Source organism: Nioella nitratireducens (assembly GCF_001879715.1).
Taxonomy (GTDB): Bacteria; Pseudomonadota; Alphaproteobacteria; order Rhodobacterales; family Rhodobacteraceae; genus Nioella; species Nioella nitratireducens.
This window is the reverse complement of sequence record NZ_MNBW01000020.1, coordinates 1-13,300: the sequence shown is the minus strand read 5'-3', so window position 1 is coordinate 13,300 and position 13,300 is coordinate 1. Positions and strand designations below refer to the sequence as shown.

Below are 13,300 nucleotides of genomic sequence, written 5' to 3'. Positions count from 1 at the left end.
GTTGGTCAAAGCGTGCCGATCAACGCCCGGCCTTTTCCTCGATGCCGGACGTGCCCTCGCGCCGTTCCAGCTCGGCCAGAACATCGGCCAGCGACACGTCGCGCGACGCGAGCATCACCAGCAGGTGATAAAGCACATCCGCCGCCTCGGAGGTCAGCCGCGCGCGGTCGCCCTTCACCGCTTCGATGATGGCCTCCACCGCCTCTTCCCCGAACTTCTCGGCGCATTTTTCTGGCCCCTTGGCCAGCAGCTTGGCTGTCCAGGACGAGGACGGATCGGTTCCCTTACGGGCCTCGATGGTTGCAGACAGGCGTGCGAGTGTGGTCATGACATCCTCATGGGAATTCCGGCGGCGGCCATGTGGGCTTTGGCCTCGGCAATGGTGTAGTCGCCGAAATGGAAGATCGAGGCCGCCAGAACGGCAGAAGCCCCGCCAATCGTTACGCCCTCGACAAGGTGGTCGAGATTGCCGACGCCGCCCGATGCGATCACCGGCACCGGCACGGCGTCGGATATGGCGCGGGTGAGGGGCAGGTTGAACCCGGCCCTCGTGCCGTCGCGGTCCATCGAGGTCAGCAAGATTTCCCCCGCGCCCTTGGCGACGACCGTTTTGGCGAAGTCCACCGCGTCGATGCCGGTCGCCTTTCGCCCGCCATGGGTGAAGATTTCCCACTTGCCGGGGGCCACGGTCTTGGCGTCGATGGCCACCACGATGCACTGACTGCCGAACTTGTCGGCGGCCCGCGCCACCACGTCGGGGTCAGCCACGGCGGCGGAATTGAAGCTGACCTTGTCGGCGCCCGCCAAGAGCAGTTTGCGCACATCTTCCACGGTCCGCACGCCGCCGCCAATGGTCAGCGGCATGAAGCATTGTTCCGCTGTGCGCGTGGCGAGGTCATACATGGTGCCGCGATTTTCGTGCGTGGCGTGGATGTCCAGAAAACACAGCTCGTCCGCGCCCGCCGCGTCATAGGCGCGGGCCGATTCCACCGGGTCGCCCGCGTCGATCAGATCAACGAAATTGACGCCCTTGACGACGCGCCCGTCGGCCACGTCGAGGCAGGGAATGATGCGGGTTTTCAGCATGGGGGGCTCCGCCGGTTGTGCTCGTCTCGTCTTTAGGCAGCGGGGCAGGGGATTGCAAATCCTCCCGTCGGCCTCAACCCTTCAACGCCGCCAATGCCTCGCCCAGATCAAGCGCCCCGTCATAGAGCGCTCGGCCAGATATGGCCCCCGCGATCACCCCTGTGTCGCGCAGCGCGATAAGGTCGGCCAGAGACGACACACCGCCCGAGGCAATGACAGGGATCGAGACGGCGCGGGCCAATGCCTCGGTCGCCTCCACGTTCGGGCCGCCCATGGCGCCGTCGCGGTTGATGTCGGTGTAGATGATCGCGGCAACACCCGCGTCCTCGAAACTGCGGGCAAGGTCCGTTACCATCACGTCGGTTTCTTCGGCCCATCCCTTGGTGGCGACCTTGCCGTTGCGCGCGTCGATGCCTACCGCGACCTTGCCGGGGAAGGCCTTCGCCGCTTCACGGACCAGGTCGGGGTTTTCGACGGCCACTGTGCCAAGGATCACACGGGCGATGCCCTTCTCGATCCACATGGCGATGGTCTCCATATCGCGGATGCCGCCGCCAAGCTGCGCGGGCACCGAGGTTTCAGCAAGGATCGCCTCTACCGCCGCGCCGTTTACCGGTTCGCCCGCGAAAGCGCCGTTCAGGTCGACGAGATGCAGCCACTCGCAGCCCGCGTCCTGAAACGCCTTGGCCTGCTCGGCGGGGCGGTCGTTGAACACTGTCGCCTTCTCCATCTCGCCTTTGTAGAGCCGCACGGCCTGGCCGTCCTTGAGGTCGATGGCGGGGTAGAGGATCATGGGACAGGGCCTTTCCTTGGGCGTTGTGCGGTAGGCGCCCTTTTGCCGCAAGCGGCGCGCCTTGCCAAGGCAACCTCACGTCATGCTTGCCAGATTGCGGCGCTTGCCCGCACACTGGTTGCGTTTCTAGGGAGGAGACCACCATGAAAGCAGTCATTTTCGGGCTTGTCGCCGCCATCGGTCTGGCTGGCATGGCCTCTGCCGATCCGATTGAGGGCCGTTGGCGTACCGCCCCCGACGACAATGGCAATACCGGCCTGATCGACGTTGTGCCCTGCGGGGACGCCTATTGCGGCACCCTTATCGAAGCCTACGATCCGTCGGGGTCCGAGATGTCGAGCCCGAATGTCGGACGGCAGATCATTTTCGACATGCGCCCTCGCGGTAGCGGGGCCTATCGTGGCCGGGTCTATTCGCCCGACCGGGACCAGACTTATAACAGCCGGGTCCAGATCGACGGAAACAGCCTGGCCGTGCGTGGCTGTGTGCTGGGGATTTGCCGAGATGGCGGCACTTGGTCTCGCGTGAATTGACGTAGCGCCTCGGCCCCTTGAGATCGCCGCCCCAACGGGCGGCGAGACCCCACCGTCAGGGGCGCCATCCAAGGAAGTTCGCGATCAACCGCAAGCCCGTCTGTTGGCTCTTTTCCGGGTGGAACTGGGTGCCCACAACGTTGTCGCGGCCGACGATGGCGGTGATCGGCCCGCCATAGTCCACGTGGGCCAGCAGATGGGCCGAATTGCCCACGGTCATGTGGTAGCTATGCACGAAATAGGCGTGATCGCCTGTCTCCAGCCCGTCCAGCAACGGGTGCGGTCGGTCGATCACCAGATCGTTCCAGCCCATATGCGGGACTTTCAGCTTGCGGTCCGAAGGCGCAATCTTCACCACTTCGCCGGGAATCCAGCCAAAGCCCTCAACATCTTCATACTCGCGGCCCCAACTGGTCAGCATCTGCATCCCGACGCATATACCAAGGAAGGGCACCCCCCGTGTTTGGACGGCATTGATCAGCGCCTCTTCCAGCCCGTCGATGGATTGCAGGCCGCGGCGGCAGGCAGGAAAAGCGCCGTCGCCCGGCAGCACGATCCGGCCCGCCTTGGCCACCACATCCGGGTCGGCGGTGACAGTCACGGGGCCATGCCCGCCCTCGGCCGCCATGCGTTGAAACGCCTTCTCGGCGGAATGCAGGTTGCCGCTTTCATAATCGACGAGGACGGTTGGCATGGGACACCTCCGGGGGAAATCGCAGGGCAGGGGGTCGCGCGAATAGGGCGCGGCGTCAAGGGCCAAGCTCAGGCAGCGATGCCGATGCGGTCGAGCAGCGCCAGCACGGCGTCATCCGGTGGCGTGCAGGCGCCGAATCGTCCGGTCATGTTGAGCAGGGCGTAGCCGTGAACCAGCGACCAGACCTGCGTTTCGATCACCAGCGGGTCCGTCCCCGGCGGCACCAGCGGGGCGCAGGTGTCACGCAGCACCTGATAGGCGGGGGCAGCGTTCACTTGCACCTGTTCGATCAGCTCTGAATTGGCGCGGAAGCTGAAGATCACGTCATAGAGCGCCGGATCTTCCCGCGCGAAGGCGAGGTAGCCCTTGCAGATACCCTGGAGCCGCCCGCGCGGGCTCTGCTCCCCTGCATCGGCAAAATCTAGCATCCGCTTGCGAAACCGAAGAAATCCCTCTTCTGCGATGGCTACGCGCAACCCGTCGATCCCGTCGAAGTGATGCGCCGGGGCGGCGTGCGACACGCCCGCTCGGGCGGCGCATTTTCGCAAAGTCAGGGCCTCGACACCGCCCTCGGACAAAAGGTCGATCCCTGCCTCGATCAGGGCAGCGCGCAGGTTGCCGTGGTGGTGTCTGGTCTTGGTCTTTTGGTCGGCCATGCCGGGCAGCCTAGCAACGATCTTGACAGCGTCAAGGCGATGGCCCTATCCGTCGATAAACTTTACAGTGTAAAAATGCAGATCAAAGGCGGTCCCCCATGATCCTGACCAAGACACGCGTCGCCCTTTTCTGGGTCTTGTCCATTGGCGTCGCACTGGTGTCGTGGCGGTTCCTGCCCTTTGGGGTGGAAGCAACCATGTCCTTCGTGGCGCATCATCTCGATGGACGGGCCTTGGCGCTCTACACCCATATCGGTCTGGCGCCGGTCGCTTTGATCCTGATGCCGCTTCAATTCACCGCCCGGTTGCGCGGCCACCGGCCGCGCCTGCACCGCCGGATGGGGCGGGTCTATGGTCTGGTAATCCTGCTGGCTGGCGTCGCGGGTCTGTCGCTTGCCGCCGGGACGACGGCGGGGCCAGTGGCCGGTTTGGGCTTCGCCATTTTGGCGCTGCTCTGGCTTGGCACAACCGGGCGCGCGGTCTGGCTGGCCATGCAGCGCAGAATCGTCGCGCATCGGGCCTGGATGATCCGGTCTGCCGCACTGACCTTTGCCGCGGTCACATTGCGGCTTTACTTGCCGTTCTTGGAAGCGGGCTTCGGGTTCGACATCGGCTATGTGATTGTTGCGTGGCTTTGCTGGGTGCCGAACCTGCTGGTGGCCGAATGGCTGATCCGCCGCCGTCCGCGACAGGCCCCGGTGACCGCTTAGAGCGCGCCCTTGGTCGAAGGGATCGCGTCCCCCTTGCGCGGGTCGGGCTCGACCGCCACCCGCAACGCACGGGCCACGGCCTTGAACCCCGCCTCGGCGATGTGGTGGCTGTTAAAGCCGTGGATCTGGTCCACATGCAGCGTGATGCCACCATGAGTGGCCAGCGCCTGAAAGAACTCGCGCACCAGCTCGGTGTCAAAGGTTCCGATCTTCGGCGTCGGCAGGTCAACATTCCATATCAGAAAGGGCCGCGCGGACAGATCCAGCGCAGCACGCACCTGTGCATCGTCCATCGGCAGGTGGCATTCGCCATAGCGCCGGATGCCGCGCTTGTCGCCAAGGGCCTGCATCAAGGCTTGCCCAAGCGCGATGCCGGTATCTTCGACGGTGTGATGGTCGTCGATGTGGGTATCGCCCTTGGCGCGGATGGTCATGTCGATCAGCGAGTGGCGCGACAACTGATCCAGCATGTGGTCGAAAAAGCCCACGCCGGTCTGGTTGTCATAGGCACCGGTTCCGTCGAGATTGATCTCGACCGAAATTTCGGTTTCCGCCGTTTTGCGGGTGATGGTCGCTGTGCGCATCGGGGGCCTCGCCTGATCCAAGTCCTTCGCCTTATAGGCGGCGAAAGGCGCGTGGAAAAGGGCGCATCCCGCGAAAGGGCCGGGGCCGGGCTGTCGCAGGCCCCGGCGGAGGCATATCAGGGCAGGACAACCTCACCGATCATGTCTTCGAGGAAGTAGAGCCGATAGGTGCCCGGCATGCCGGCCCCGAGAAAGGCCAGCTCCGCGTCCCGCGTCGGCGGTTCACTGTCCCAGCTTGACGAATAGGTCCACTCGATCCGCGGGGACGAGGTTGCGCTGGATTGGCTGCCGAGCAGCGTCAGGATCGCCCCGTCCGGTCCCACCAGCGTGAACCAGCTATTGCGCAGGAACGCACGGTTTTCGCCCTGTTGCGCATCGGTATCCGTCGAAAAGGCCGGGGTCGCGTCGAAGGCCACGCGCAGGATCTGTCCGGCGGAGGCCGCCAGATGGCCGGGAATGGAGGTGCCGTTGTAGCGCACCTCAGATGTCATCTCATCGACCCGGCTGATTCCGCGCAGGGCGAAAAGCATCGTTTGCGATGGCTGGATCACCGGCGAAACCTCGACGGCCAGATTCACTGGCACGTCGAGGATTTCATCCGCCTCGCCGATGGTCAGCGTGGCCGAAGTCGAACCGGCAGGAAGATACCAGATGCCGTTGAGGAAGGCCTGCGCTGTCTCTTCCGGCCAGTCGCGCGGGCGACGTTCCGAGATCGAGTCCGCAGACGGGTTATAGATGCCGTACCAATCGTAGCGCCCGACGGCGCGGCGGCCCTCTTCGTCGTCGGGCAGGGTCAGCAGGATGTCGGACGAGTTGACCGACACACGGTCGAGATCGTCGCTCCACGCCACGTCGAAGATCGCCCGGATGTAGTAGAAATCCCCCGCGTCGTCGCCAAGCACGTAAGGCGCGCAGCAGAAAGAGCCGGAATCCCCGGAATGGTCGATCAGGCTGTCATAACGATAGACGCTCATTCCGACGAGGGTCAGGGGCGATTCTGCCGCCACCGGTGGCGCGGCCAAAAGCGTCAGGATTGTAACGGAAATACAGTTGGAAAGGCGGGTCATGAAAACCTCCTCTAATGTCAAACAACATGTGGAATACCTATAGCCTGCGGGAGCTTACCCATGATTGGCAAGAAAAAAGGGCTTCTGGGGCACTCTGCGGGGTCGTCACATTGACTTTGTGTTTAAAATACACTACAATCCGGCCTTGCCTGCTTGAAATCGGTTCCCGGTCTTTTCAGGGAGCCGGGTCCGGATTTTCAAAGGAGCCTTGCAATGTCCCGTTTTTCACCCGCCCTGCGCGCCCTTGCTGTTGCCGTCGGCCTAGGGGCCACCCTGCCGATGACCGCGTTGGCGCAATCTTCGGTCACATCGACCTATGGCGACCTGTCGGTCACCATCATCGGCAACGGATCGGTCGCGTCCCGCCCCGTCGCGGATGGGGTCGAGGCCCGCTTGAACGACCATCTGGTGATGATTTCCGATGATCATATCGTCATTGATGGCACCCGATACGACATCTCGGACCCGGGTTCGGTGGTCGTTGACGGCCGGGACGGGTTCTCGGTTGCGGTCGATGGCACGATCGTGGCTGCGGACACAGAGATCGACCGCCGGATCGCGGCCGCCGCTGCCGGAGATGCGGCAGCGCAGGTCAATCTTGGCGTCGCCTACATGAACGGCGAAGGGGTCGATCAAGATCAGGAACGCGCCGTGGAACTTTATCGCATGGCCGCCGATCAGGGCCAGCCCGTTGGCCAGTCGAACCTTGCCTATGCCTATTACAATGGGCGCGGGGTCGCGGTCGACTATCAGCAAGCCATGCATTGGGCGGGGCTTGCCGCCGAACAGGGCAACGCCATCGCCATGCGCCTGGTGGGCTTTGGCCACTATTACGGGCGCGGCTTCCCGCAAGACCGGTCCGAAGCCGCCCGTGTCTGGGCCGAGGCCGCCGGTTTGGGCGATGCCACCGCCGCCTATAATATGGGGATCATCGTGCGCGACGGCGATGGGGTGCAGCAGGATGACGATCTGGCCATCTTGTGGTTCGAACGCGCGCTGGAGCTGGGCGATGAGGATGCCGCCGCCCGCCTGGCCGAGATGCGCGGCGAATAAACCCATGCTCTGAAACGAAAAAAGCCTTCGGATCAACCGAAGGCTTTTTCGAATTGGAGCGGGCGATGAGATTCGAACTCACGACCCTAACCTTGGCAAGGTTATGCTCTACCCCTGAGCTACGCCCGCTCTGTGGAGGCGGTATCTAGTCGTCTGGCCAATGGGCTGCAAGGGGAAAATGCGCAGGTCGGACGCGGATTTCACAAAAATCCGTGCATGCGGAGTCCGGCGCTAACCATCGCCGCCGGTTCCAGCCCCCCAAATGCGCCCGAGCGGTTTGAAACGCAGCCCCTCCGGCGGCCCGGGCGCGGTTCAGCGTGTTATTCGCTGATCCAGTCCGCCTGACCGAGCCCATCCAGAACCGCGCGAATCCTGTCGTGATCCTCGGGCCGGAACCGCGCCAGAATATCCGTGCCGTGCAACCGGCGCTTCTGGGCTTGCAATGGCGCCACCTTGACACCCAGAAAGGTCTGCAACCCGCCGAAGCCATCTTGCAGCAGGCCCTGAAAGGCCATGTCCAATACCGGGCCGCGGGCCGTCGCCCGATAGTGGGAAAAGACGTCGTTCTGATAGGACAGGAATTCGTGGAACGCGGCGTCGTCAAATGCCAGTGGTGCGACCTTGGGCGGGCGGGTGTTCCCATCGAGGCCGATATTCCAAACCCCCGTCTGAACGGCCAATGCCGTCGAGGAGAATTGGGACAACTTGTTTCGACGTTCAAAGATGATCTTTCGCACCGACTCGTCTGCCAGAAGACGATCAGAAATGTCCGGCGCCTGATTTTGCCACATCTTGAAACCGACTGCTTTTGCGCCCGGTTGGGTGAATGCGCGGTCCAACAGGTTGTCACGGTCCTTGCTCAGAGCGCGCTTATCCTCTTTGGACCAGCCCGCCATGTCGCCGCGAATATGCCATTCCGGGTCGGGGTGGAAAATCTCGCCGTGGCAAACAATCTGTGGGTGGCTGTCGAGGGTATCTGCCAGAAGCGACGTGCCAGAGCGCGCCGCGCTCAGAATGACAAAGCGGACATGGGCGTCGGTCTTGGCCACTACGCGGCCTCCAACACGCGCTGCGTGGTTGCGTGGAAGTCGATCCACCCGTGGCACAACATCCCGTCCTTCAGCTGCAACCGTCGAAACAGCTGAAATCGCTCCAGGCACTCCTCGGCGTCGATCCATTTTTCGGCGGGCAGTTCCAAGCCGAACGGGCCGCTCATGTGGCCATTGAATTTCACCTCCGCGAACTGGCCTTCGCGGGGTGGGTTCAGAGGGCGGACCATGTTGTGAAGGGCCTGATTGACGATCTGAAACCGGTCATAGCCCGCAGCGCGAAGGTAACAGACCGTCTCGACGGACATGGCTTCGACGGACACAAAGGCGGGGCGGCGCGGATCGGTCGCCAACTGTTCGGTGAACAGGTCATCGACCCCTTCCATGTCGCACTTTATGTACCGCGGAACCCCGTGCCGATCAAAGAGCCCGGCCAGCGTGGTCGTCTGGACCCGGATTTCCTGCGAGTCATGGCCACCCTTTTCGGCCCAACCTCTCTTGACGCTGCTCCAGTCATCCTTGACCGGGTTGACGTGGAAGGCGATTTCGTCACCCTCGGTGGACCAGAAAGCCCGGTTTTCGATTACCAAACGGCCATCGGCGTGCTCGGACGCAAATCGGCCACCGATCTTCGCACACATCTCGGGATTGGCTTCCAGCGCGACGACTGAGAAGCCCTTTCTCAAATAAAAATCTGTATCGAGCCCCCAATGCATGCCGAGGTCGAAAATCAGGTCGTTCCTGATCGTCGCGTTAGTGGCTGGTGTCGTCATGTCGGGCATGTCTCCTGATGGGCGATCACGGGTATTACGTTTGGTCGAGCGCGTCAGACAAGCCTTGGGTTGCCGCGTGCCAGGTCCGGTGTCGGGCCATGTCGATGGCGCGTCCGGCCATTTTTCCAAGCCTGTCACGGTCACCCGCCAGATCAGCCAACGCATCAAGCGCCCGGGAAATGTCGTCGCTATCCGGGATCAAGATGCCGGTATGACCGTCGCAAACGACTTCGGAAATTGCGCCGACATCGGTGGCCACGACGACCGCGCCTGCGCGCATCGCTTCAAGCACGGTCAATGGCAGACCTTCATAGCGCGACAGCAAGACTACAACATCTGCCCAGTCATAGGCTGCCGCCAGATCCGCAGGATCGGAGAGTGGCGCCTCGGGCGGCACGGCCAGTCGTAGCTGCGCCGTAGGCGAGCCGTCCCTCATCACGGAACCACCGACGACACGCCAGTCTATCGGCATGTCTCGATCCCGAGCGGACTGGATCAGTTTATCCAGACGGTCGATACCTTTTTGTCGGTCCAGCCGACCGATGAACAGCACACGCAAAGGCAGATCGGTGGGACGGTTGCGCCGCTCTGCCGCCCTGTCTCGGGTGTCGCTGACCGGAAGATCGAATCCCGGCGCATTGGGCACGGTCACGATTTTTTCGCGCGGTACACCCATGCCATGCAACCAGGTTGCCATGGTTTCGGAACAGGGCGCGAAAAAGTCGAATCCGTGCTCGTAGGCTAAACCGACATGGGTGTTTCCCGTGGGGCGGCCGAAATGTGTCAGGTCGTGAACATGCAGTGACGTGACCGTCCGCACTCCAAACCGGCGCAGTTGTCCCATGGTCCCGGCCACGGCGCCGCCATGGAAATTGAGGACGCAATCGAGCCAGTAGAGCATGCTGAGCACGGTGTCATGACGCCCTGATACCGCCCAGTCTGAAATTGGCGTGCCGAGGAAGTCCTGCGCTCCCGCCCCACCAAGCCGAAAATCGGGGTCGGACAGAAAATTCACGCTGTCGAAGGCGTTTTGCCAGTCGGGTAGAACCTTGATCGAGTTGGTATCCAACAAGATCGCATGGGTTGACCATCCGCGCGCCCTCATCGCCTTGGCAATGTTGTAGGCGACCCGTTCCACCCCCGCGAATTCAGCCATGGGCAACAGGAAGCCCATGTTGCGGCCAGCCTCCGTGAGCCGGGGGAATACCGGATGTCCGTTGAATGCTTGCCGTGGGATTTCGTATTCCCTGTTGCGCATGGCTGTTCCGATCTCTCGCCACTGCCATGCCTGTTTCGCGGCGGCGCGGTAGGGTGAGGACCGAAGAGAGTGCACCAGCCGCAGCAAATTGACCACCGCCGTTCCACGGCCCCGACGGAGCTCGACCATCTCGGCTGGCAATTGCAAACCGCTGTGGGCCACTCGTGGAGAAGGTTTTGCGCTGAGCAGAGAGTCGATCCAGTAGGAATTTTCGTCCACCAGCACTTCTGTCAACGCCTTCGGCGCGATTGCGGCGACCGTTGCGTTTCCCACTTGCCAGTCGGCGCTTGCCAAAGTCGTTTCCTTGATCGAGATGCGACCTGGTGCGCCCTGCTCGATGTGAAGGCAGGCGATCTGCTCCGAACGAAGCTGTCGTTCCATCTTCCAAAGAACCCAATGCAGGGCTCCGACGGCGGTCAGGCTGTCCATCACCGCGCTGTCCATGACGATGGTGAAGGGCGGACTAGGTGTGCACCCGGGCAGAGTGTGAGCGTGCCAGACCTGACGCAGGTGTTGGTCGAGATCCACGGTACGGGCGGTTGGCGAGACTGGATCGACGCACCGTAGCACATTCCCACGGTCGGGCAGGTAAATCGCAAAGCGCGGGGTCTCTTCGGCCTCAAGCCGGACAGCGCAGCGCGGCGAAAAAAGGTCTTTATGCTTCAGTGCAAGCTGCCCCTTGAGACGCGAAGATTCGCGATCGGCTTCCATCAGCATGCTTTCTGGTCGCTTTCGGTAGCGAAAGCCGAAGTTTTCAAGATAACGTCCGCGATGCCCGGCATCGGCCGCTGACAAAAAGAAATCCCAATCCTCCCAGCCAAGGCGGAAATTCTGGTCGAACAGGACCCCATCCTCAAACACGTTGCGTCGCACGAGGCTGCCAGCTTCGCAGATATTGATCGCGGAGTGTTGGAGCAGGGAATAGGGGCCGCTGTAATCCCAGGCACTGGCCAAGCCGAACATGTCGATGCTGGGATAAACCCAGTCAACGCCGGGGTCTTCGTCGAGGACCGCCATGGCACGCGCCAAAGCACGCGGGCGCAGCCTGTTGTCAGCGTCGAGAAAGTAGAACGCATCGACCGAGGGCACGCGGTCCATCACGGTCTTGATCCCAAAATTCCGGGCACTGGCGAGGCCACCGTTGGGTTTACGCAGGTAGAGGACACGATCTGGGTACGCGCGGGCATAAGCGCGACCGACCTCGTCCGTTTCCGGGTAGGGGCACCCGTCGTTCACGATGGTCACGAGAATCCGGAATGGTGCTTCTTGCGCGAGTACGGACTCGATCGCCTCGGCGACCAACCCGGAATGCCGGAACACCGGAATGACGACGGCGACACGCGGACTTGTCGGGGCTGTCGTGTCCCGCATCCGGCTATCCCCGATCCGAACGCAGCGTGACGGCAGAGAACGTGGCCCACGCAAAACTGGGTCGCTCCGCTTCTTCCGCCATTCGGGTGATCAAATACAGGTCGAAAGGTTCCGTGGTCGGCGCGGCAAGCAACAGGTCAATTCTGCCTTTTTCCTGCGCGTTCAGCCGATACCATTCGGAACACCGCGTTGCGGGAAGAGACAGCAACCGTTCCAATGCAGGCTTCAGAGGCATCCCCCGGCGCCTCAGGATGCCTTTTGCCGATCTGACGGGGGCAATCCTGTTTGCTGTCGGTGCTATTGCGATCGCGTAGTCGATCGCAGCGGCACTGTCGGACAGCGACCCGATATTGACCGAGACCTGACCTATCCCCGGATCAATGGCGCCCGACAGGAGTGCTGCGGCGAAATCTCCCTGAATGGGGTGAACCTGAAGCATGTCGAATTGCTCCAGATACCTCGTATTTTCATCGTCGGTATTGAGGCTGATGCCTTTGGCAAGGGCCTCGCCGGGTAAGATCCATGTGCCCGATCGTCCGGTTGGCCAATTGTCGCTGGCGACGGGCACCGTGCAGCCCGGAATATAGCTCCAGATCCTCAGGGCCAGCACGCGATCATCTGCGGCCCCGGTCGTGGCCGATGCCGAGCGCAGACTATAGCGTGGGTCGGGATGGCGCAGGCACCAGTCCAGTTCCAGTGGGTGCAATCCGGACCAATCGAGAGAGAGATCCAGGGTCATGTCATCCGGCCCGAGCGCGATTTCCATGGGCAGATTCACCCATCCGCGAGACAATTCAGCAGCCTCGAATTCCCAAGTCGCCAGCACCTCACCAGCCTCGATCGAAGACAAGGCGACCCGCAAATGTCCCTCGCCCTCGGGGGGGCGGGCAAGATGTACGGCCACTTCACAAATCCCGCTGCTTTGACGGGGCAGCCTTTGCAGCAATGGCTGAGCAGACAGCAGGCGCACCGGCGCCACGTTAACAGCGGGTGGAAGGTCGCGGTTCAGTTGTCGCTGGTCGAGGCCGGACGCGCCAACAAAGGTTTCCAGCAGGCTGAACGATCTGTGCAGATCCTCGTAGGATGTTCTCAGATGGGAAAGATCGCGAAATAGCTCGACCTGGCGCCGGGATTGGCGAATACGGTCCTCCAGAAGTGACTGCACGATGCATGACAGGACACGACCGCGTCTTTGTTCTGTTCGCGTTTCTCTCAAATCCAAGAGAAGTGGTGGTTCCGTTCCCATATGGTGTCGGAACCTGGCACGGAAAGCTTCCGCGGATCTCATGCCATCGGAGGAAATAGCCAACACGCAGAGAGCGTTCAGCATAAGGTCTGACAAATGATGTTCATCACTCAGAGCCGAGGAGGAAATTTGGCCGGTTGAATCGCAAAAAGCTGGCGACAGATCGAGGTCCAGGTGTTGGAAATCCGCCTCATCGACTTCTGCAACGACTATTTGACCCAACATAAATCACTTTCGCCCAGTTTCGTGAGACAATCAAATATGCAAACCCACCCCGAAAAACGGGTGGAAATTGGATAGCAGCCGCGCTCGATCCTATCAACGAAAGATAGCGGCTGCGGGAAAGTTTTCCTCAAAACACGAACTCATCCACGAACTGGCCCTGCACGTCCCAGTCCAGCCCGGCTTGGCCGATGGTCTGCCACGC

14 protein-coding genes and 1 tRNA gene are annotated in these 13,300 nt (G+C 62.0%); 3 read left to right on the top strand and 12 right to left on the bottom strand.

From position 1 onward, the window contains the following. Window positions 1-19: 19 nt before the first annotated feature. The 3 genes from BKY27_RS16380 to hisA form a co-directional block, all read right to left on the bottom strand. Window positions 20-328 carry a phosphoribosyl-ATP diphosphatase gene (locus tag BKY27_RS16380; RefSeq protein WP_071675568.1) on the bottom strand — a complete coding sequence of 103 codons (309 nt, stop codon included), beginning with the start codon at window positions 326-328 and terminating at the stop codon, window positions 20-22. Next, complete coding sequence (gene hisF, locus BKY27_RS16375; protein ID WP_071675567.1) at window positions 325-1,086, bottom strand: imidazole glycerol phosphate synthase subunit HisF; 762 nt, start codon at window positions 1,084-1,086, stop codon at window positions 325-327. The genes BKY27_RS16380 and hisF overlap by 4 nt, the downstream gene beginning before the upstream one ends. Before the next feature lie 73 nt (window positions 1,087-1,159). Beyond that, window positions 1,160-1,879 carry a 1-(5-phosphoribosyl)-5-[(5-phosphoribosylamino)methylideneamino]imidazole-4-carboxamide isomerase gene (gene hisA / locus BKY27_RS16370; protein WP_071675566.1) on the bottom strand — a complete coding sequence of 240 codons (720 nt, stop codon included), beginning with the start codon at window positions 1,877-1,879 and terminating at the stop codon, window positions 1,160-1,162. Window positions 1,880-2,022: 143 nt separating this feature from the next. Here hisA and BKY27_RS16365 point away from each other — a divergent pair, with 143 nt between their 5' ends. After that, complete coding sequence (locus tag BKY27_RS16365; RefSeq protein WP_071675565.1) at window positions 2,023-2,412, top strand: DUF2147 domain-containing protein; 390 nt, start codon at window positions 2,023-2,025, stop codon at window positions 2,410-2,412. 55 nt (window positions 2,413-2,467) lie between these two features. Here the strand turns inward: BKY27_RS16365 and hisH are convergent, their stop codons facing one another. Then, a complete protein-coding gene (hisH, locus tag BKY27_RS16360) occupies window positions 2,468-3,106 on the bottom strand; it encodes an imidazole glycerol phosphate synthase subunit HisH (protein ID WP_071675564.1) in 639 nt (212 codons plus the stop codon). A 68-nt stretch (window positions 3,107-3,174) separates the two neighbouring features. Beyond that, entirely contained in the window at window positions 3,175-3,762 is a 588-nt protein-coding gene (locus BKY27_RS16355; protein WP_071675563.1) for a TetR/AcrR family transcriptional regulator, read from the bottom strand. Window positions 3,763-3,860: 98 nt separating this feature from the next. Between BKY27_RS16355 and BKY27_RS16350 the strand changes: the two genes are divergently transcribed. Continuing rightward, complete coding sequence (locus tag BKY27_RS16350; protein WP_071675562.1) at window positions 3,861-4,472, top strand: DUF2306 domain-containing protein; 612 nt, start codon at window positions 3,861-3,863, stop codon at window positions 4,470-4,472. Here BKY27_RS16350 and hisB read toward each other — a convergent pair. Both hisB and BKY27_RS16340 read right to left on the bottom strand, forming a co-directional pair. Next, complete coding sequence (gene hisB / locus BKY27_RS16345; protein ID WP_071675561.1) at window positions 4,469-5,056, bottom strand: imidazoleglycerol-phosphate dehydratase HisB; 588 nt, start codon at window positions 5,054-5,056, stop codon at window positions 4,469-4,471. The genes BKY27_RS16350 and hisB overlap by 4 nt on opposite strands. 116 nt (window positions 5,057-5,172) lie before the next feature. Next, window positions 5,173-6,123 carry a hypothetical protein gene (locus BKY27_RS16340; protein ID WP_071675560.1) on the bottom strand — a complete coding sequence of 317 codons (951 nt, stop codon included), beginning with the start codon at window positions 6,121-6,123 and terminating at the stop codon, window positions 5,173-5,175. Between the two features lie 213 nt (window positions 6,124-6,336). Between BKY27_RS16340 and BKY27_RS16335 the strand changes: the two genes are divergently transcribed. Then, the gene (locus BKY27_RS16335; protein ID WP_071675559.1) at window positions 6,337-7,176 is read left to right on the top strand and encodes a tetratricopeptide repeat protein; all 840 of its coding nucleotides are present in this window, start codon (window positions 6,337-6,339) and stop codon (window positions 7,174-7,176) included. A 54-nt stretch (window positions 7,177-7,230) separates the two neighbouring features. Here the strand turns inward: BKY27_RS16335 and BKY27_RS16330 are convergent. From BKY27_RS16330 to BKY27_RS19970, 5 genes are all read right to left on the bottom strand, one after another. Continuing rightward, window positions 7,231-7,305 (bottom strand) — tRNA-Gly (locus tag BKY27_RS16330). A gap of 191 nt (window positions 7,306-7,496) precedes the next feature. Continuing rightward, window positions 7,497-8,225, bottom strand: a complete 729-nt coding sequence (locus BKY27_RS16325) for a sulfotransferase (protein WP_071675558.1) — start codon at window positions 8,223-8,225, stop codon at window positions 7,497-7,499. Further along, window positions 8,225-8,998, bottom strand: a complete 774-nt coding sequence (locus BKY27_RS16320) for an FkbM family methyltransferase (protein WP_158514992.1) — start codon at window positions 8,996-8,998, stop codon at window positions 8,225-8,227. Before BKY27_RS16320 ends, BKY27_RS16325 begins: the two co-directional genes overlap by 1 nt. Window positions 8,999-9,032: 34 nt before the next feature. After that, complete coding sequence (locus BKY27_RS16315) at window positions 9,033-11,627, bottom strand: glycosyltransferase (RefSeq protein WP_071675556.1); 2,595 nt, start codon at window positions 11,625-11,627, stop codon at window positions 9,033-9,035. A gap of 4 nt (window positions 11,628-11,631) precedes the next feature. Further along, window positions 11,632-13,098 carry a DUF6212 domain-containing protein gene (locus tag BKY27_RS19970; protein WP_146636276.1) on the bottom strand — a complete coding sequence of 489 codons (1,467 nt, stop codon included), beginning with the start codon at window positions 13,096-13,098 and terminating at the stop codon, window positions 11,632-11,634. Window positions 13,099-13,300: the final 202 nt, after the last annotated feature.

Bases quoted from the DNA above. Each gene is read 5' to 3' on its own strand.
- BKY27_RS16380 (WP_071675568.1), bottom strand. From the start codon at position 328: ATGACCACACTCGCACGCCTGTCTGCAACCATCGAGGCCCGTAAGGGA.
- hisF (WP_071675567.1), bottom strand. From the start codon at position 1,086: ATGCTGAAAACCCGCATCATTCCCTGCCTCGACGTGGCCGACGGGCGC.
- hisA (WP_071675566.1), bottom strand. From the start codon at position 1,879: ATGATCCTCTACCCCGCCATCGACCTCAAGGACGGCCAGGCCGTGCGG.
- BKY27_RS16365 (WP_071675565.1), top strand. From the start codon at position 2,023: ATGAAAGCAGTCATTTTCGGGCTTGTCGCCGCCATCGGTCTGGCTGGC.
- hisH (WP_071675564.1), bottom strand. From the start codon at position 3,106: ATGCCAACCGTCCTCGTCGATTATGAAAGCGGCAACCTGCATTCCGCC.
- BKY27_RS16355 (WP_071675563.1), bottom strand. From the start codon at position 3,762: ATGGCCGACCAAAAGACCAAGACCAGACACCACCACGGCAACCTGCGC.
- BKY27_RS16350 (WP_071675562.1), top strand. From the start codon at position 3,861: ATGATCCTGACCAAGACACGCGTCGCCCTTTTCTGGGTCTTGTCCATT.
- hisB (WP_071675561.1), bottom strand. From the start codon at position 5,056: ATGCGCACAGCGACCATCACCCGCAAAACGGCGGAAACCGAAATTTCG.
- BKY27_RS16340 (WP_071675560.1), bottom strand. From the start codon at position 6,123: ATGACCCGCCTTTCCAACTGTATTTCCGTTACAATCCTGACGCTTTTG.
- BKY27_RS16335 (WP_071675559.1), top strand. From the start codon at position 6,337: ATGTCCCGTTTTTCACCCGCCCTGCGCGCCCTTGCTGTTGCCGTCGGC.
- BKY27_RS16320 (WP_158514992.1), bottom strand. From the start codon at position 8,998: ATGACGACACCAGCCACTAACGCGACGATCAGGAACGACCTGATTTTC.
- BKY27_RS16315 (WP_071675556.1), bottom strand. From the start codon at position 11,627: ATGCGGGACACGACAGCCCCGACAAGTCCGCGTGTCGCCGTCGTCATT.
- BKY27_RS19970 (WP_146636276.1), bottom strand. From the start codon at position 13,098: ATGTTGGGTCAAATAGTCGTTGCAGAAGTCGATGAGGCGGATTTCCAA.